An 18684-nucleotide genomic window follows, 5' to 3' on the forward strand; every position below is an offset into this window, starting at 1 on the left:
ACTCTATATGCAGCGCGGCAACACCCATGAAAACCATCCTCCTGGCTGTCATCCGGCTCTATCAGCTGACCTTATCCGCCTTTCTCGGGCGGCGGTGCCGCTATTTACCGACCTGTTCCGAATACGCGAGCGACGCCATCCGCAAGCATGGCGCATGGCATGGCTTCTTGCTGGGGCTGGCGCGCGTGTCGCGCTGCCATCCCTGGGGCGGGGAGGGGTTCGATCCGGTGCCGGACGTTTATGAAGGCCCGGAATGGAAGCAACGGAAAAAGGGCCCGTGAGGGCCCTTTCGCCTTTTCAAGCTGCTAGTCTTACCAGACGAAATTGTAGGTCAGGCCGGCGCGCACCATTTGTACGCTCTCGAAATGCTGCTTGGCGTCGAGAGTCGTCGTGGCGCTGTCTGTCATGCTGAACTTGGCATTGGGCAGCCCGACATAGAGATATTCAAGCCGGCCATGGAAGTTCGGCGAGAAGGCATGCTCGATACCGGCACCGGCGGTCCAGCCGTAGGTCCAGCCGCTATCGCTTTCCTTGCTGGCCATCACGGCGTTGAATTCGGCGTTTACGGCAGCGGCACCACCCGTCACGTAGATGAGGGTGTTGTCGTCAGCCAGCCAGCCAGCGCGGGCGCGCAGGGTGGAAATATATTTGAACTTCAGATTGGTATCGATCGTCGGCTCGTCGTTGCTGGCCACTTCGCCGCCCCAGGCCCAGTCGCCTTCGATACCGAGCACGGCGCTGTCCATCTGGTAGTTGGCGCCCATCATCAAGCCGCCACCGTAACCGATGCCGCTGTGTTCGATCTTGTCATAGGTTGCGGCGCAGGAGCAGACGCCGTCATAGTTGCCATCCACTGAAATGGCGGTGCCGAAAACACCTGCATAGACGCCGCTCCAGTCGGAGCCGCGCAATTCGACAGGGGCTGGCGCATCAATATCCGCGGCAAGAGCGGGGGCAGCGGCAAGGATAGCGGCAGCGGCGAGCGTAAAACCGAGGAGATGCTTCTTCATAGAGAGACCCAGAACCAGTTGTTGCGTTGCAGTTCGGGGTTATGATGAAGCGTTAAGGTTAATACGGGGTTATCGGCAAAACAAAAGGCGCCGGAAAGCCCGGCGCCTTTCACAAGTCGGAACTTTATGAAATCAGAACTTGTAGTTCAGGCCGAAACGCACTGTCTGGAATGAGGGGGTAGCGAGTGTAACCACGTCATCCCCGTGCAGCTTTTTCTTGCCTAAGCCGACGTAAAGATACTCGGCCTTCATCGACCACTGGCTGTCAAACGCATATTCGATGCCGCCGCCGACCGCATATCCGAGGCGCGTGAACGAGTCGTTGATGCCCGTGCCGTTCACCTTGTAGTCCATGTTGGCGAAGGCCAGACCGCCGGTGGCGTAGATCAGCGCATTGTCGAACGCGAAGCCGCCGCGCAGGCGCGCTGTGCCATAGAAGTCGATGTCATTTTTGCCGCTATAGCGGTTGGAGAACTTGTCGGAAATGCTTCCGCCCAGAAGGTCGCCTTCGAGGCCCAGCACAATCGAGTCATGCTGGAAGTTGTAGCCCGCTGTCACGCCGCCGGCAAAACCGCTGACGTCAAGCTTTCCGATATTGCCGATGCCTGTCAGGCCAACCTTGTCGTCGCCGCCGAACGCATATCCGCCCACGATGCCGACATAAGCGCCAGACCAGTCATATGCAGGGGGCGGCGCGATATCCGCCGCAAAAGCCGAACTGCCGATCAGACACATCGACACGCCCGTCAGGAGAGAAATCTTACGCATTGTCAACCTCCACCCACTTACTGAGTTCATCATTACCCCAGCGAATCGCTCGCGCCTAGCAAAACCCTTTAGTTTTCGTTAATTGGTGTCCAGCTATGGCAAAAACGTCACATAATTCGGCGTTTGGCCTGCAATTTGAAAGAGTTATGTGCGGTATTGTACTTAACGGCGCAGCTGCACGGCTTGACTGTATTGCTGCCCGAAGCTACAGGGCGAATTCCGCTAGCCCATTGAAATCGCTTACCTGCATGTGTGCGCAGGAGTGAGCAGGAGGAAAAATGATTACCTTGACGTTCCCGGACGGCGCAACGCGCCAGGTTGAATCGGGTACCTCGGCCGCCCAGGTGGCGGCTTCCATATCCAAATCGCTGGAAAAGAAGGCCGTTGCCGCTGTCGTGAACGGTGCGGTGAGCGATCTCGCCGATCCCATTCGTGCGAACGCGACCCTGCGTATCCTCACACGCGACGACCCGGAGGCGCTGGAACTGATCCGCCATGACGCGGCGCATGTGCTGGCCGAGGCGGTGCAGGAGCTCTTTCCCGGTACGCAAGTCACCATCGGCCCGGTGATCGAGAACGGGTTTTATTACGATTTCTTCCGCAACCAGCCCTTCACGACGGAGGACTTTGCCGCCATCGAGAAGAAGATGCGCGAGATCATCGCCCGCGACAAACCCTTCACGAAGTCGGTGAAGACGCGCGAGGAGGCGAAGCAGTTTTTCCGTGACAAGGGCGAATTGTTCAAGGTTGAACTGGTCGATGCCATCCCCGGCGATCAGGATATCAAGTTCTACGACCAGGGCGGCTGGACCGACCTGTGCCGCGGCCCCCACATGACGTCCACCGGCAAGGTGGGTAACGCCTTCAAGCTGATGAAGGTGGCGGGTGCTTACTGGCGCGGCAATTCCAACAACCCGATGCTCACCCGCATTTATGGCACGGCGTGGCGCAACGATGCCGAGCTTCAGGCCTATCTGACGGCGCTCGAGGAAGCTGAGAAACGCGACCACCGCAAGCTCGGCCGCGAGATGGATCTCTTCCACTTCCAGGAGGAGGGGCCGGGCGTTGTCTTCTGGCACGCCAAGGGCTGGACGATGTTCCAGCAGCTCATTGCCTATATGCGGCGCAGGCTCTCGAAGCTCGACTATCAGGAAGTCAACGCGCCGCAGCTTCTGGACAAGTCGTTGTGGGAAACCTCGGGCCACTGGGGCTGGTATCGCGAGGCCATGTTCATGGCCAAATCCGCCGGCGATGAAACCGACGACGACCAGATCTTCGCCATCAAGCCGATGAACTGCCCGGGACATGTGCAGATTTTCAAGCACGGCTTGAGAAGCTATCGCGAATTGCCGCTGAGGCTCGCCGAATTCGGCAGCGTGCACCGCTATGAGCCTTCGGGCGCGCTGCATGGCCTGATGCGCGTCAGGGGCTTCACGCAGGATGACGCGCATATCTTCTGCACCGAAGAGCAGATGGCGGAGGAATGCCTCAAGATCAACGACCTGATCCTCTCCACCTACAAGGACTTCGGATTCGAGGAGATCGTCGTCAAGCTCTCGACGCGGCCCGAAAAGCGCGTGGGCTCGGATGCCGCATGGGACCGTGCCGAAGACATTATGGGCAGGGTGCTGAAGCAGATTGCCGATGATTCAGGCGGCAAGATCAAGACGGCGGTGAATCCCGGCGAGGGCGCGTTCTATGGCCCCAAGTTTGAATATGTGCTGCGCGATGCGATCGGCCGCGACTGGCAGTGCGGCACCACGCAGGTGGACTTCAACCTGCCGGAACGCTTCGGTGCGTTTTACATTGGCGCGGATGGCGAGAAGAAGGTGCCGGTGATGATCCACCGCGCCATCTGCGGCTCGATGGAGCGTTATCTCGGCATCCTGATCGAGCATTTTGCCGGCCATTTCCCGCTCTGGCTGGCGCCCACGCAGGTGGTGGTATCGACCATCACGTCTGAAGGCGATGCCTATGCGATGGAAGTGCGCGACATGCTGCGCAAGGCGGGCCTCCGCGCCGAAGCCGATCTCCGCAACGAGAAGATCAACTACAAGGTGCGCGAGCATTCGGTGCTCAAGGTGCCGGTGATCCTCGTGGTCGGCAAGCGCGAAATGGACGAGCGCGCCGTGAACATCAGGCGGCTTGGCTCGCAGAACCAGCAGTCGATGGCGCTCGATGCCGCCTTGGCGGCGCTGAAGGACGAGGCCACGCCGCCCGATCTCAAGCGCGGCTGATCAGGGCCTCGCGATGACGATATCCTCCCGCCGCGTGGAAAGCGGGAGGGCTTCAGGCTGCGGCATGATCCAGGCGTCGAAACCGGCCAGCCGGATATGGGTGAGCAGCCCGAGCACGAAGCCGTCATCCAGCCTGTCCTTGTGGAGCGCGAAGGGCGGCACATCGGGCGCGTCTTCGGTCTTCATGTATTCCTTGTGATGCGCGATGCCTGCGTCACTTGAAAGGAAACGGCGCAGTTTCGACACGTTGGGAATATCGCCGAGTAGCAGCCTCCCGCCGGGCTTCAGAAGCTCAAGTGCATGGTCCACGAAGAGGAAGGGATTGCGCTCCGCCGCCACCACCTGCAGCACGCTGTAACAGATGATGGCATCGAACCCGTAAGGCGTGGCCGCGCCCACCGCTTCGGCGCAATCCGGAAAGCGCCCGGCGATCTTGACCCCCCCCTCAGGCAGTTGCGCCAGCATGTTGGCATGGTCGTTCAGAACTGCATGCTGCTGCAGCCGCGTGGCTTCCGCCATGAGCTTGAGAGGCAGGGGGCCACAGCCGCAACCGATATCGAGAATCGCAGCGCCCCGTTGCGCGAGGCGCGGCAGTTTAAGCTGAAAGTCGCTCCAGATGACGTTTGTCAACCCATCGCGGAAGGCCTCCGGGAATCCGATTTTCTCATTGGCGCTCATGCCGGGATCGAGCGCGCGCCGCCCGAAGGCTTCAAAATCGATGTCCTTGAACCGTTCGGTTTCCTTTTTGCCGTCGATCACAGCGTCACCTCATAGCGGTCATAGGCAATCCCGCGCGCGCCGAAGCCTTCCTTGTAGGCGATCAGCCCTTCATCGAGAACCCGCCCGTTCTCCAGCGTGGAGATGCCGAAATCAAACCACCGTCCCTCCGACTGCGCCCGCGCGATCAGGCGGGCGACGATGTGGTCAATCGCGCCGCTGTCCCGGCCTTCCGCGTCGCTGGCAATATACTGCGTATGGATGACTCGCGATGTCTCGAAGGTGAGGCATGCGGCGATCATCCGGCCTTCCAAGTGCGCGGCATGAAGCCGGATTTTCGAGGAAAAGCGGGATGTTAGGAGTTTGATTTCATCAACCGTATGAACCGGCGAAAGCCCGCGCCGCTCGGCCAGCCTTTGGGTGAGCAGGGCGTGAAATCCGGCAAAGTCGGTGCTTTCCGCGAAACTTAGACCGGGCTTTCCGCTCGCCCGCTGCACCAGTGCCTTGCGGCCCTTGCGCAATGGCACTGGCGCATGAGGCGCGATGGCGCTCGACAGGTCGCGCCGCGTGAGTTTCGCCCCCAGCCGGAACAGGGCGGAGAGATCGTCTTCCGAAGGCGCACGATGATAGATGTGCGGCACTGGCTTGTAGACGAAGCGCTTTGCGCCAAACGCCGCCAGTCTTTCGGCGATCATCGTCAGCATGCGGAAAATATCGGCAGCGCCCGTGTGCCGTTCGCCTACGATCAGCCCGCCATAGGTTAGCCCGCCATGCGAGACGATCGCCGTGCCGTCCTGGCTGGCGGGAAGGGCGGCCAGCATGCGGCCGTCCTCCATCACGCAGAGCGATGCATCCGTGAAGCGGTGGGCGTGATAGTCCATGAAGCGCCGGTCGAACAGAAATGTGCCGTTGCGGCTTTCCGCCACCAGCGTGTTCCACGCCGACTCAAGCGTGGCGGAGTAAGGGATTACCTCAAGCCGCATAGGCGTTCACCGCCGCGATGACGCGCGCAATTTGCGCGTCGCTCATTCTCGGCCAGACCGGCAGGCTGACCGCCTCGCGCGCGAAATCGCGGCTCACCGGAACGGATGCAGCATCAAGCGCCAGCATGCGATAGGCTGCTTCCTCCATCGGCAGGCGCGGATAATGCACCTGCACGGCGACCGCTTCGGCTTCCATATGCGCCATGAAGCGCCCCCGGTCTTTCACCCGCACCACGAAGAGATGCCACACATGCGTGCGGTCATTCAACGTGACGGGCAACGAAACACTGTCGTTTGAAATCTCCGAAAGATAACGCCCTGCGATGCGTTGCCGCTCACCATTCCACCCGGCGAGGCGAGGCAGCTTGGCGGCAAGGAATGCAGCCTGCAGTTCATCCAGCCGGCTGTTGAATCCCAGTTCATCGAAAACATATTTCGACGGGCTGCCGTAATTCCGCAATTGCCGAAGGCGCGTGACGAAACCTGCATCATCTGATGTCACCGTGCCGCCATCCCCCAGCGCGCCGAGATTTTTGGTGGGGTAGAAACTGAAGGCCGCCGCATCGCCCAGGCTTCCCGCAGGCCGTCCCTGATATGATGCGCCATGGGCTTGTGCTGCGTCTTCCAGCACCCGCACATTCCGCGCGCGGGCGATCTGCACGATGCCCTCCATGTCCGCAGGCTGGCCATACAAATGCACCGGGATCACCGCTTTGGTGCGGCTGGTGATGCGCGCCGCGAATGAGGAGGCATCAATCGTTGCCGTGTGCGTGATATCTGCCGCCACCGGCGTGGCGCCCACCTGCGATACCGCAAGCCATGTGGCGAAGAATGTGTGGGCGGGAACGATCACCTCGTCTCCCGCGCCGATGTTCCAGGCGCGCAGCGACAGCATCAGGGCATCAAGGCCCGAGGCAACACCCACCGCCTGACGCGTGCCGCAACTCTCCGCGAAGGCCGCCTCGAACGCCTCAAGCTCCGGCCCCAGAATGAACTGCCCTTTGGCGATCACCCGCGCCGCGACTTCGGCGAGGCCGTCATTCACCGGGTCAAGATCGACAAAGGGAACGTGCTCTTTCACTCACGCCCCGCGCAGATAGGCGTGAAAGGACTCGCGGTCGGGAATGTAGTCCGCCGCATCATAGGGAAGCGACGCCAGCACCCCCAGCACCGCGCCCGGGGTGAAGGTGATCTCACGCCAGATGGCAGGCTCGAGCAGCAGCGCCTGTTCGGGCGTGGACAGCGTGAAAATTTCCGCCTTCAGGCCGTTGTCGGTTTCAACCCGTGCCTCGCCATGCATGGCGACAAGCACCTGCCGAAGTTGCTTGTGCGCGTGAACGCCGCGCGCCTCATGGCCATCGAGCTCGTGCAGGATGTAGATGCGCTGCGCCATGAAGGGCAGGCCGCTCCCCATCTCCGCAACAGACAGCGCACCGCGATGATTGCGATGGGTCTTGAGGGTGACGAGTGTGGCCGAGCCATGGCGGGAATCCTGCATGGCAGCGTTTTCGCACGGCAAGGGCGCATCGGCAAACGCGCGCAGCTCTCCCCTTGATCCGTAATTGATGGAGATACATATAAACGCCCAAAAGGAATCTCTGCATGGAAATCGGCGTTTATACCTTTGCTGACATGAAGCCCGGTGGCGATGCCGGCTTGCGGCTGCGCCAGCTTGTCGAGGAGATGGAGGTGCCCGATCAGGCAGGCCTCGATGTCTTTGGCGTCGGTGAGCATCACCGGGCGGATTACGCCGTGTCCTCGCCCGCCGTGGCACTGGCCGCAGGCGCATCGCGCACCAAGAACATCCGCCTCACAAGCGCCGTGACGGTGCTGAGTTCCGATGATCCGGTGCGCGTGTTCCAGCAGTTCTCGACGCTCGATGGCCTCTCCAATGGCCGCGCCGAAATCATGGCGGGCCGGGGATCCTTCATCGAATCCTATCCGCTCTTCGGTTATAACCTCGACGATTACGATGCGCTGTTCGGCGAAAAGCTGGACCTGCTTTTGAAGCTGCGAGATGCCGAGCGCATCACCTGGAACGGCGCGCTCCGTCCATCGCTGGAAAACGCCGCGATCTATCCGCGCCCGGTGCAGAATCCCCTGCCGGTGTGGATCGCCGTTGGCGGCACGCCGCAATCGGTGGTGCGCGCGGCGTCTCTCTCTTTGCCGCTGGCCCTGGCCATCATCGGCGGCGAACCGTCGCGTTTCGCGCCCTTCTTCGATCTCTATCGCCAAGCAGGAGCGCGCGCCAATGTGCCGTCAGAAAAACTCAAGACCAGCCTCAACATGCACGGCTTCGTGGCCGGAACCACGGAAGAGGCGAGGGATATTTTCTTTCCCCCGCATTCCGAAGTGATGAACCGCATTGGCCGCGAGCGTGGCTGGGGACCGCAGTCGCGCGCACAGTTTGAAACTTCCTGCGGCCCGCGTGGCCATCTGCTGATCGGCAATCCGGAGGTGGTGGCGGAAAAGATCATCGGCCTCCACAGGATTTTCAGGAATGACCGCATCATGGTCCAGATGGCGATCGGCACAATGCCGCATGACAAGGTGCTGAAAGCCATCGAACTCATGGGCACAAAGGTCGCGCCCATGGTTCGCGAGGCAACTTCCTAAACGGTGATCTGCGTTCCCACCTCCACCACCCGGTCGGTGGGCAGGCGGAAATAATTGCTGGCGTCATCGGCATTGCGGGCAAGCTGGATGAACAGCTTGTCCTGCCAGTGCGGCATGCCGCCACGTTTCGATTCACGCACACTTCGCCGCGACAGGAAGAACGATGTGGTCATGATGTCGAACTTCCAGCCCAGCTTGCGCGCCAGCCCCAGCACGCGCGGCACATTCGGCGTCTCCATGTAGCCGAAGGTGATGATCAGCCGGCTGAACATATCGTTGATCTTCTCCATCTTCACCTTGTCGGCGGGTGCGACGATGGGAAGATCGCTGGTGCGGATGGTCAGCACCACGTTGTGCTCGTGCAGAACCTTGTAGTGCTTGAGGCTGTGCAGCAGGGCGGTTGGCGCTGACTCGGCATCGGAGGTGAAGAACACCGCCGTTCCCGGCACGCGATGCGGCGGGCGGCGCGCCAGCGATCCCGCGAGATCGGCCAGCGGCACCTCGAGCCTGCGCGATTTCTCGAACAGGATGCGCGAGCCCCGCCGCCACGTCCACATGATGACCATGATGGATGCGCCGAGCGCCAGCGGCACCCAGCCGCCATCGACGATCTTTAAGGCGTTTGCGCCGAGGAACACGAGGTCGAGCGCGAGCAGCGGGGTCATCAGCGCAATGGCGCCCCACAGCGGCCATTTCCAGTGCCGCCAGATCACATAGATGGCCATGCCGGCGGTGACGACCATGGTGCCCGTCACCGCGATGCCATAGGCCGAGGCCAAGGCCGACGAGGACCGGAACAGCAGCACGAGGATCAGCACACCCGCCAGCAGCAGCCAGTTGATCTGCGGCATATAGATTTGGCCCGCATGGGCTTCCGAGGTGAAGCGGATTTCCATGCGCGGCAGAAGGCCAAGCTGGATTGCCTGCCGCGTCAGTGAATAGGCCCCGGTGATGACGGCCTGGCTGGCGATCACCGTGGCGGCGCCGGAGAGAAGCACCAGCGGCAGCAATGCCCATTTGGGCGCCATCAGGAAGAACGGGTTGTCGATGGTTTCGGGATGGCTGATAAGCAGCGCGCCCTGTCCAAGATAGTTCAGCGCGAGCGAAGGCAGCACAATGGCAAGCCAAGCAAAGCGGATCGGCGCTTTTCCGAAATGCCCGAGATCGGCATAGAGCGCTTCTGCACCTGTCACCGCTAGGAACACGGCACCCAGCGTCACCAGTCCGATCACGCCATGATGCGCGAGAAACTTCACCGCATGCACGGGGTTGAAGGCCCAGATCACCGAAGGATGCTCGCCCAGATGCAAAAGGCCGAGTGCTGCAATGGCCGCAAACCACACCACCATGATCGGCCCAAAGAAACTCGCGACCCGCGCCGTGCCATGCGACTGCACGACGAACAGCGCAATGATGATTGTTAGGGTAATCGGGAGGATATAGTCGTTGAAATTGGGTATGGCGATGCTCAGTCCCTCAGCCGCGGAGAGAACCGAAATCGCGGGCGTGATGATCGCATCGCCATAAAACAGCGCCGCTCCGATCATGCCCAGAACGGGAATGGCCCAGGCGCTGTGGCCCGCCGTGCGCTGCGCCAGCGCCATGAGGGACAGCGTGCCGCCTTCGCCCTTGTTGTCGGCATTGAGAAGGATCAGCACGTATTTGACTGTGACGATGAGGATGAGGGCCCAGAGGATCAGCGAAGTCACGCCAAGGATCAGGCCTTCGGAAATCGCGCCATCGCGCTTCATGGCGGCGGCGACCGCTTCGCGCATGGCATAGAGCGGGCTGGTGCCGATGTCGCCATAGACGACGCCGATTGATCCCAGCGCCAGAACCCAGAAAGACGGCGGCCGGTGGCCGTGTCCCTCAAGTGCGGGATCGTCTGGTGCCTCTTCGGATTTTTGAACAGCGGTCATATGTTGCTCCTGTTGTGCTGCATTGCAGCAAGGCGCGGCGATATGCGCTTGCGCCGGGCTGAACGTATGCGCAAAGAAGGCATGGCTGGCCTGAGCGGCGCGATGGGTCAGCTTGACTGACCCGGTTCCCATATCGTTGCAAAACGGAGGACAAGATGAGTCTGCCCCATATTCCAGACCCCTTGCCGGGCGATGCCGCGGCTGCTGATGCGATTGAAACGATCATCGTGCCGAGGGTGCGCGACCTTGGCGATTTTGAGGTGCGGCGCGCCCTTCCGGCGGCGCAGCGGCAAATGGTGGGGCCGTTTATCTTCTTCGACCAGATGGGGCCGGTGCTGATGCGGAAGGGGCAGGGCGTGAACGTGCGCCCGCATCCCCACATCGGCCTTGCCACCGTCACCTGGCTGTTTGACGGCCAGATCTATCACCGCGACAGCTTGGGCTCCTCTCAGGCGATTGCGCCGGGGGAATTGAACTGGATGACGGCCGGGCGCGGCATCGTGCATTCCGAGCGCACCGCCGAGATGGAACTGGCGCGCGAACGCAAGGTGTTTGGCATCCAGAGCTGGGTGGCGCTGCCGAAGGAATATGAAGAAACGGCTCCGGCATTTCTGCATGTTGGTTCGGGCGAGCTGCCTCGCATCGAAGCTGATGGATTGGATGTGCGCGTGATTGCCGGATCGCTGTTCGGCGCGTCATCGCCGGTCAAGACGCTTTCGGAGACATTTTACGGCGAAGTGGTCATGGCGCCGGGCGCGGCCTTGCCGGTGCCCGTCGAACATGAAGAGCGCGGGCTTTATATCGCCGAGGGCCAAGTGGAGGTGGCGGGGCAGAGCTTTGAATCGGGCCGCCTCATCGTCTTCCGCGCCGGGGATGCCATCACCGTGCGCACGAAAAACGGCGCGCGCGTCATGCTGCTGGGCGGCGAACCGATGGACGGTCCGCGCCATATCTGGTGGAATTTCGTTTCCTCCTCGAAGGACAGGATCGAGGCCGCCAAGAATGACTGGAAACAGGCCCGTTTCGACATCGTGCCCGGCGACGAGAAAGAATTCATCCCGTTGCCTTCGTAATCGGCTCAGGCCAGCGCCAGCACCACGCGGCCGTTGATCTGGCCCCTCCGCATGCGTTCGAAAATGCCGGCGATGTTTTCCAGCGGCTGCTTTTCGATGCGGGCCTTGACCAAACCCTGTGCGGCGAAGTCTATGGCTTCCTGAAGATCTTGCCGGGTTCCGACATTTGATCCGCGTACGGACATTTCGCCGTTGACGACGCTCGAAATCGCCATGCGGATGTCATCCTGCTTGCCGCCGGGGATGCCGATCCAGCACACCGTGCCGCCGTTGCGCAACACGCTGATCGACTGCTCGAAGGCTTTGGCGGAAACCGCTGTTACCACCGCGCCGTGCGTGCCGCCGATGGCCTTGCGGATTTCCGCGCCGGGATCGGCCTGCGCCGCGTTGACGAGAATTTCAGCGCCATAAGATTTGGCGAGGGCCAGCTTTTCATCGGAAACATCCACCGCCGCCACCCGCATGCCCATGGCTTTTGCATATTGAACGGCGATATGCCCAAGCCCGCCGATGCCCATGACCGCCACCCATTGCCCGGGCTTCACGCCGGTGCGTTTCAGGCCGCGATAGGTGGTGACGCCCGCGCACAGGATGGGCGCCAGTTCATAAGGGTCCGTGCCGTCAGGGATGTGGCCGCAGAAATCCGCTTCGGCGATCATGTGTTCGGCATAACCCCCGGGCTTGGAATAGCCGGTGGCCTGAGCCTCAAGGCAGATGGTCTCCATGCCCGACAGGCAGAACTCGCAATGACCGCAGGCGGAATACATCCACGGCACGCCAATCATGTCGCCCATTTTGAAATGCGTAACGCCGTCACCCAGCGCCGCCACTGTGCCGATCACTTCATGGCCGGGGACGAGGGGCAGGGTGGGTAATGGCTGCCAGTCGCCATCTACCGCATGTAGATCGCTGTGGCACACCCCGCAAGCTGTGACCTTGATCAGCACTTCGCCGCGGCCGGGCTGGGGGATGGGAAGCTGTTCGATCTTGAGCGGCGTGCCGATCTCGCGCAGCACGGCGGCTTTCATGGTGGGCATTTCTCAAATCTCCTCAGTTGCCGAGGATGATATCGCGCGCCTCGCCCGGCTCAATGACAAATTTGGCAGTGAGCACTTCTCCGCCTGCATGGGCGGTTGCGACATAGGTGCCCGGCTTCAATACCATGTCGGCGGACAGGCCCGACACGGCAGGAAGCATCGCGCCGTGGCTATCCTCGACCTGCCATTTGACGGCGGTGGCCGGTGCGCCCACGAAGGCAAGCCGCGCGAGGCCTGCCTGATGATCAATTTCAACCGCGCTCATGCGCCCGGCATTCACATGCACATCGGCGACGGCGCTGGCATTGCCCGCCGCAAAATGACTTTCAATCCTGTATTCGCCCGCCGGAACGCGAATGATTTCACCGGGTATATTGGACGTCGCAATCAACTCGCCGCGCCTTACGCCGTCGAGCGCATAGATCAGGCTGACCGACGCCGTTGCCGGCATGCCAATCTGCTTCACGCGCGGCAGCACGCGGATGCCGCCCGCATCGAGCACAAAACTCACGATCATTCGCGTTCCCGGGGGCAGAGACACGGACTGCGAAAGATGCACCGCATCATAATCAATGCGGATGAGATAATCGCCCGGAGCGAGCCTGGCCTGGGCGATGGAAGCCGTATCCGAAAACACCTGCCCACCATCGGCGGACGTCACCGTCCAGCCCACGGGGCGCTGGATGATGCCGCCGTCCTCGGTCAGACGCGCGGAAAGCTCCAGGCCCTCTTCGCCGCGGGAGACCGTTTCGAGCGCCACGTCCTGCGCGGTGGGCGCGGGCAGGGCGGTTGTAGTTTTGGGTGGAAGGCTTGCGATATCAGCGTCGCTGGAAGCGGCGGAGCGGGCGAGCGAGGGTGCCACGATGGTGACGAGGGCGACCAGAAAAAGAACCGCCGCCACGCTCAGTATTGATCGTGCTGTATCGTGGCGGCGGAAATGCGCAGCACGGATGATGGTGTCGTGCGTGCGTTCAGTCCCCATACTCAACTCTCCCCCAGCCAATGGACCGGCCGGTGCAGGAAAGGTGCCACGCCGCCCTCCGCGCCCGCAATGGCATTGTTAATGAATGGTTAACGGGGCTGTTTAAATTGGCGGGATTGCCTTTCCATTCGTCCCCCGCCAGAGTGCCATCACCATGACAATGCTCAACGATACCTCGTCTGTTCTCTCGCTTCTTGCCACCCGGAAATCCGCCTCCGCCAAGGCCATGGGCGAGCCCGGGCCGACGCCGGAACAATTGCAAACCATTCTCTCATGTGCCGTGCGCGTGCCCGATCACGGCAAGCTCACGCCGTGGCGGTTCATCCTGTTTGAGGGAGATGCAAGAGCCCGATTTGGCAAGGAAATGCGCCAGCGGTGGTCTGAGCTTAACCCCGCGCATGGCGACGACACGCTGGGCTTTGTGGAGCGCCTGTTCCTCCGTGCGCCAGCCGTGTTGGCGGTCATCTCCCGCGCGGCGCCGCACCCCAAGATTCCGGAATGGGAGCAGACTCTGTCATCCGCTGCCGTGTGCCAGAATATTCTCCTCGCCGCCACGGCACTCGGCATCGGCTGCCAGTGGAACACCGACTGGGTGGCTTACGATGAAGGCATGGCGAAAGTTATGGGCCTCTCGCCCACCGAGAAGGTGGCGGGCTTCATCTATTTGGGCACATCGTCTGTGCCATTGGAGGACAGGCCGCGCCCCGATCCGGCAGCACTCCTCACCCGCTGGGGCGCATGATGGCCATTCGCGGTGTTCTCTTCGACAAGGACGGAACCCTGATTTCGGTGAACGACACCTGGGTGCCGATCTATCGCCGCATGCTCTCCGATCTTTTCCACACCGATGCCGACGGCGCGGATGCGCTGATGGAAAAGGCAGGGCTTGACCGCGCCACCGGCACCTTCAAGGCCGGATCAATCCTCGCCGGCGGCACCACCCGGCAATTGATCGACATCTGGTGGCCGGGTCTGGATGAGAAGGGCGTGGCGGAGAAAATCCGCATCCTCGATCACGACTATGCGCCAATGGTGAAGGAGTCGCTCAAGCCCCTCATGCCGCTGGAGCCGATCTTCACGGAGTTGCGCGCCATGGGCCTGAAGCTGGGCGTGGCCACTAATGACAGCCATGTTTCCGCTACAAATCACATGGCGCATATTGGCGTGGTTGAGCATTTCGAGGAGATCATTGCCGCCGATACGGTGCCGGTGGCAAAACCCTCCGGCAACATGATCCGCCGCTTCGCAGACATCACCGGATTGAAGCCCGCCGAGATCGCCATGGTGGGCGATAACTCCCACGACATTGAAGAGGCGCGCAACGGCGGGGCAGGGCTCGCGGTCGCGGTTCTCTCTGGCAATGCAGCGCGCGAGGATCTGGAGCACTTGGCCGACCACACCATCGCCAGCGTTGCCGATCTGCCCGCCCTGCTGAGATCGCTCTGATGTTCTATGACGCCATCCGAAACGACCACGGGATGGAGGTTGATCCTTTCAAGGCCATTGTCGCGCCAAGGCCGATCGGCTGGGTCTCGACGCTCTCGCGCGATGGCATCGCCAATCTGGCGCCTTTCAGCTTCTTCAATGCCGTGGCCGATGATCCGCACTATGTCGTGCTGGGGATCGGCGCAGGAAAGGACACGCTGCGAAATGCCCGGGAGACGGGTGAGTTCGCGGTGAACCTCGCCACTTATGCGCTTCGTGAACAGATGAATGCCAGTTCGGCCAATGCCGCGCCTCATGTGGATGAATTCGAACTGGCGCACCTCGCCAAGGCGCCATGCCGGATGATCCGCAGCCCCCGCGTGGGCGAAAGCCCTGCCTGCCTCGAATGCCGCGTGCACAAGATTGAGGATTTGCCTGATGACGAAGGGCGGATGCATTATGGACTTATCATTGGCCGCGTCATAGGCATCCACATTGATGACCGCTTTATCGCCAACGGCCGTGTGAACACCGCCGCCATGCAGCCCATCGCCCGCATGGGCTACAGCGAATACGCCACCGTCACCGAAGCGTGGCGGATGCGGAGGCCGAATTGATTGGCGGCGCAGGAGAGCGTGAAGCGGGAAGCTCAGCCGCCCGGTATGGAAAGGCAGGTGCCTGATGCGCCTCGCATTTGATCCCTCGGCAAGATCGCGCTTCGATACTGTTTCGTACACTCCACTCGATGCGCCCGCCCGGCTGGCCCTGATAACTGCGAAGTCCAGCCGGACGCCGGGGTTCGATGTGATGCTCACCGATCCGCAGGACGGCGACGTGCTGCGCTGGCGGCGGTCTTCGGTGGCGGATGGCGTGGTGACTGTGGAGCACAAGCTCACCAAATCAGAAATAGCAGCAGGCGTTCTGGTGACCGGATTTGGCGTCATTCCGAACGAGACGTATGACTTTAGCGTGGCGCATGGCCGGGGTGGGTTGTTCTCGGCATTCTCGAACATTGTGCATGCCCGGATCAGCGATGCGCAGGCGGTGCTCACGCCCAACAGCCTGAAGAGCGTGAAAAGCGGTGTGAATGCCGCGGACAGCGTAACTTTCTCCGATATCCCTCTCACCCTCGGCAAGCGCACGCTGATTGTGGCGTGTTTCTACAGCAATGGTGCAGCACCCACGCGGGGCAATACCTCCTGTATGATCGATGGCGTTCCTGCCTCTTGCATCGCCTGGACGGGCGGCGGGGATACGCATGTGATCGCGCTATTTCTCGGCAGCGCCGCAACACACGGCAAGGGGCCGGTGGTTTTGAGCTACCCCGGTGAACAGGCCTTCGTGGTGGATTGCGCCAGCTATGCCGTGGACAATTTTGACGGCACGGTGAGCGAGATACGGTCCACGGGCGGCGGCGCGGCGGACCGGAGGGACAATTTCACCATTCCAGACAAAGGTTGTGTGCTGGTGGTGTTTCTCTCGACAAACGGCGCGCCTGCATGGAAGTGGCCCGGCAGCGCAGCCGGGCCAGGCGATGATCTGATCTATATCCGCCACATCAACAACGGCAACACGGCGGCAAGTTACACCGTTGGCAATGGCGGGTATGGCCAGGCGACTGCCTTCGTGCTGGAGAACGGCTGATGCCTGTGGGCAATGCACTCGTCAATTGGGATTGGCCGCACTGGGGCGCTGTGCCTTACCCGATCAATCTCTTCAAGATGTGCTACAGCCAGCAGGCCCCGACCGCGCCTGCGGACTTCGTGTGGCAGCGCCAGTTGGACATCTACGGCTTTCCCAATGTTCCGTGGCTGAAGCATCAGATCAACAACTACTTTCAGACCTTCAACGACAAATCCGGATACGCCGGAAAATATCACCTCAGGTGGGATGGCAAGGCGGGCAAGACGGGTCTTGGGTTCACAGGCGGCATTTTCAATGTTGCGGTGAAAGGCGGAAGAGGCATCAGGATTGAGCTTGTTGGCAACGGCACGGGCCTGGAGTTTTCCGGCACGGACGGTTTTGTCGAATTCAATATCGGTGAGACGGTGCAGGCTTCGGTCAGTTTCTTGACCGATGGCGTGCCATGGGATGGAACATGCCGCAACATGCGCCTGTTCCGAGCCGATGATGCGGCCGACGAGGCGGCGGGCAAGCTCATCAGGCAGGAGGCGAAGGATTATTTCAAGGCGCTGAAGGTGCGGGCGATCCGCACCATGGACATGAACGGCGTCAACAATGGCTCGGGCGCTTTGTGGAAGTATCGCCGCAAGGCGGAAGATTTCGACTGGTATGGTTCCTCGCGCTACATGGCAGGTGCGTGGGTGGGCGATATCGCTGGCGCAAACACCTTTATCGCCGGCCTCGGCAGCGATCACGATGTGAAGGACTGGCAGGACGGAGAAACCTATCAGGGCTTGGTGCTGCATCAGCAGACGGCGCAGGCCAGCGTGGATTTTGGGGGGCGGGGCTTCAAGGATGTGGTGGCGATTGGCGGCTGGCCTGTCACGTCCCCGACGGGCACGGTCACCGACACCATCATGGCCCGTTCCAATACCTTTGTTTATCACGGGCTCCTCGACAAGGTGATCTGGAACGCCATCAATTTTCAAAGCGGTTTCGGCATGGATGACGGCGTGCCGTGGGAAGTGATCGCCGAAATCTGCATTGGCGTGGGCTGCGACTGCTACATCACCATCCCGGTCAACTACACGCCCGACTCCATCCGGTCGCTGGGCGCGCTGATGGGCAAGCTGCTGGCGGGCACGGGGCTCACCTGTTACGCCGAACTGGGCAACGAATGCTGGAACGGCCAGTTCTCGCAGGCTCAGATCATGGTGGAACTGAGCCGCAAGCTTGGATTCAACAAGGACGTTTATATCGGGCGTTTCTCGGCGCAGGGCATGCTGCACCGGCGCGCCATGGAAGCGTTCGCCGCCGGCTGGCGGGAAGCCGGCGCGTCAATGGATTATCTCCGGCGCGTGCTCGGCGTGCAATTGGCGACAGGCAATCCTGCCGGCATTGCGCCGTATCTGCTCGAAGGCATCGAACTCTCTTCATACGGATACGACACGCCCGGCAACCGCCCGGTCGATCATACCGATCTGGTGGCGGCTGCGCCCTATGTGATGGGCGGCACTTTGCAGGCGAGCTACAACTGGAAGCCTTCGGTTCATAACGTCTCGATGCTTCAGGCCGCCTGTGACGCTGCGGATGCATATGCAGGCGGTGGCGCGGGCATCAATACCGCTTTGGCCTGGGTCGACAATGACATGCGGCGGGGCGTGGACAACACAGGTGTGCCGTGGATGATGACTTTGTCGCGTATCATGACATTCATGCAGCGTTGGAACGACTTGCTGGACGGTTATAACAAGACGCGCGCCAATCCGGTTCGCATCGGCTGTTATGAGGGTGGCACGGAAATCTTCTGGCCCAATGTCGATCAATGCACCGCCCTTGGCGTTCCGGCGGCGTATGGCTCTGGCACCGGCACGGTTTCTCCGAACAAGGATGTCAAAGGCGGCGACAGGATCCGGAACATGGTGATCGCCTGGCGCAACAGCCCGCTCGCCTCCGCTTTCCTGCAGGATTATTATTCCGGCCTTCAGTCTCTCTCGAATATCGGGCTTGCGGGGCAGTATTGCCATGTGCTGGGCAGCGAGGCGAACTGGGGCAACCAGTGGGGCTTTTACACGCCCGACAGCGGATTGACGGCAGGGTTGAAGGCAGCCAATGCCAAGCCAGCGCGCCTCATGCGGGCGAATGGAAACTGAATCCATAAGTCCACTGCAATATTGGGTTGCAACCCGCTACGCGTGAGTCGCGGCGCGAGTCGTGAACAGGGCCGGAACGCCGCAATTCGGCCATTGTTCATAAACCTGTTGAAAAGCCAGCTTTCTTAATATCTTTCAAAC

18 protein-coding genes are annotated in these 18684 nt (G+C 61.3%); 9 read left to right on the forward strand and 9 right to left on the reverse strand.

The features are described from left to right. The first annotated feature begins 26 nt into the window (after positions 1-26). Complete coding sequence (gene yidD / locus QM694_RS02025; RefSeq protein WP_415005280.1) at positions 27-281, forward strand: membrane protein insertion efficiency factor YidD; 255 nt, start codon at positions 27-29, stop codon at positions 279-281. Between the two features lie 30 nt (positions 282-311). Here the strand turns inward: yidD and QM694_RS02030 are convergent, their stop codons facing one another. Next, the gene (locus tag QM694_RS02030) at positions 312-1010 is read right to left on the reverse strand and encodes an outer membrane protein (RefSeq protein WP_415005281.1); all 699 of its coding nucleotides are present in this window, start codon (positions 1008-1010) and stop codon (positions 312-314) included. Positions 1011-1142: 132 nt separating this feature from the next. Next, the gene (locus tag QM694_RS02035; protein ID WP_415005282.1) at positions 1143-1778 is read right to left on the reverse strand and encodes an outer membrane protein; all 636 of its coding nucleotides are present in this window, start codon (positions 1776-1778) and stop codon (positions 1143-1145) included. A 278-nt stretch (positions 1779-2056) separates the two neighbouring features. Here QM694_RS02035 and thrS point away from each other — a divergent pair, with 278 nt between their 5' ends. Beyond that, on the forward strand, positions 2057-4015 hold the full coding sequence (gene thrS, locus QM694_RS02040) for a threonine--tRNA ligase (RefSeq protein ID WP_415005283.1): 1959 nt from the start codon (positions 2057-2059) through the stop codon (positions 4013-4015). On the opposite strand, the gene QM694_RS02045 is transcribed toward thrS, so the two are convergent. Genes QM694_RS02045 through QM694_RS02060 form a run of 4 tightly spaced genes read right to left on the reverse strand, consistent with a single transcriptional unit; the run spans position 4016 to position 7213 of the window. Further along, a complete protein-coding gene (locus QM694_RS02045; protein WP_415005284.1) occupies positions 4016-4774 on the reverse strand; it encodes a class I SAM-dependent methyltransferase in 759 nt (252 codons plus the stop codon). After that, positions 4771-5715: a GNAT family N-acetyltransferase gene (locus QM694_RS02050; protein WP_415005285.1), complete on the reverse strand. Its 945-nt coding sequence runs from the start codon at positions 5713-5715 to the stop codon at positions 4771-4773. The genes QM694_RS02045 and QM694_RS02050 overlap by 4 nt, the downstream gene beginning before the upstream one ends. Further along, positions 5705-6796 (reverse strand): DegT/DnrJ/EryC1/StrS family aminotransferase, encoded by a 1092-nt coding sequence (locus tag QM694_RS02055; protein ID WP_415005286.1) that lies wholly within the window; start codon positions 6794-6796, stop codon positions 5705-5707. The genes QM694_RS02050 and QM694_RS02055 overlap by 11 nt, the downstream gene beginning before the upstream one ends. Further along, positions 6797-7213 carry a sugar 3,4-ketoisomerase gene (locus tag QM694_RS02060; RefSeq protein ID WP_415005287.1) on the reverse strand — a complete coding sequence of 139 codons (417 nt, stop codon included), beginning with the start codon at positions 7211-7213 and terminating at the stop codon, positions 6797-6799. 104 nt (positions 7214-7317) lie between these two features. On the opposite strand from QM694_RS02060, the gene QM694_RS02065 reads away from it, so the two are divergent. Next, positions 7318-8331 carry an LLM class flavin-dependent oxidoreductase gene (locus QM694_RS02065; protein WP_415005288.1) on the forward strand — a complete coding sequence of 338 codons (1014 nt, stop codon included), beginning with the start codon at positions 7318-7320 and terminating at the stop codon, positions 8329-8331. On the opposite strand, the gene QM694_RS02070 is transcribed toward QM694_RS02065, so the two are convergent. After that, positions 8328-10250: a potassium transporter Kup gene (locus QM694_RS02070; protein WP_415005289.1), complete on the reverse strand. Its 1923-nt coding sequence runs from the start codon at positions 10248-10250 to the stop codon at positions 8328-8330. The genes QM694_RS02065 and QM694_RS02070 overlap by 4 nt on opposite strands. Before the next feature lie 155 nt (positions 10251-10405). Here QM694_RS02070 and QM694_RS02075 point away from each other — a divergent pair, with 155 nt between their 5' ends. Further along, positions 10406-11323, forward strand: coding sequence for a pirin family protein (locus QM694_RS02075; protein ID WP_415005290.1), 918 nt, complete (start codon positions 10406-10408; stop codon positions 11321-11323). 5 nt (positions 11324-11328) lie between these two features. Here QM694_RS02075 and adhP read toward each other — a convergent pair whose 3' ends face one another. Together adhP and QM694_RS02085 are read right to left on the reverse strand one after the other, a co-directional pair. Next, a complete protein-coding gene (adhP, locus tag QM694_RS02080) occupies positions 11329-12360 on the reverse strand; it encodes an alcohol dehydrogenase AdhP (protein WP_415005291.1) in 1032 nt (343 codons plus the stop codon). 13 nt (positions 12361-12373) lie between these two features. Beyond that, positions 12374-13342: a hypothetical protein gene (locus QM694_RS02085; RefSeq protein WP_415005292.1), complete on the reverse strand. Its 969-nt coding sequence runs from the start codon at positions 13340-13342 to the stop codon at positions 12374-12376. Positions 13343-13496: 154 nt separating this feature from the next. Here QM694_RS02085 and QM694_RS02090 point away from each other — a divergent pair, with 154 nt between their 5' ends. The 5 genes from QM694_RS02090 (at position 13497) to QM694_RS02110 (ending at position 18543) form a co-directional block, all read left to right on the forward strand. Continuing rightward, entirely contained in the window at positions 13497-14084 is a 588-nt protein-coding gene (locus tag QM694_RS02090; RefSeq protein WP_415005293.1) for a nitroreductase, read from the forward strand. Next, on the forward strand, positions 14081-14788 hold the full coding sequence (locus QM694_RS02095) for an HAD family hydrolase (protein ID WP_415005294.1): 708 nt from the start codon (positions 14081-14083) through the stop codon (positions 14786-14788). The genes QM694_RS02090 and QM694_RS02095 overlap by 4 nt, the downstream gene beginning before the upstream one ends. Then, positions 14788-15384: a flavin reductase family protein gene (locus QM694_RS02100; RefSeq protein ID WP_415005295.1), complete on the forward strand. Its 597-nt coding sequence runs from the start codon at positions 14788-14790 to the stop codon at positions 15382-15384. Before QM694_RS02095 ends, QM694_RS02100 begins: the two co-directional genes overlap by 1 nt. 64 nt (positions 15385-15448) lie before the next feature. Beyond that, positions 15449-16411 carry a hypothetical protein gene (locus tag QM694_RS02105; protein ID WP_415005296.1) on the forward strand — a complete coding sequence of 321 codons (963 nt, stop codon included), beginning with the start codon at positions 15449-15451 and terminating at the stop codon, positions 16409-16411. Next, entirely contained in the window at positions 16411-18543 is a 2133-nt protein-coding gene (locus QM694_RS02110; protein WP_415005297.1) for a hypothetical protein, read from the forward strand. Before QM694_RS02105 ends, QM694_RS02110 begins: the two co-directional genes overlap by 1 nt. Positions 18544-18684 lie beyond the last annotated feature (141 nt).

It is taken from the genome of Aestuariivirga sp. (assembly GCF_047602625.1).
GTDB lineage: Bacteria > Pseudomonadota > Alphaproteobacteria > Rhizobiales > Aestuariivirgaceae > Aestuariivirga.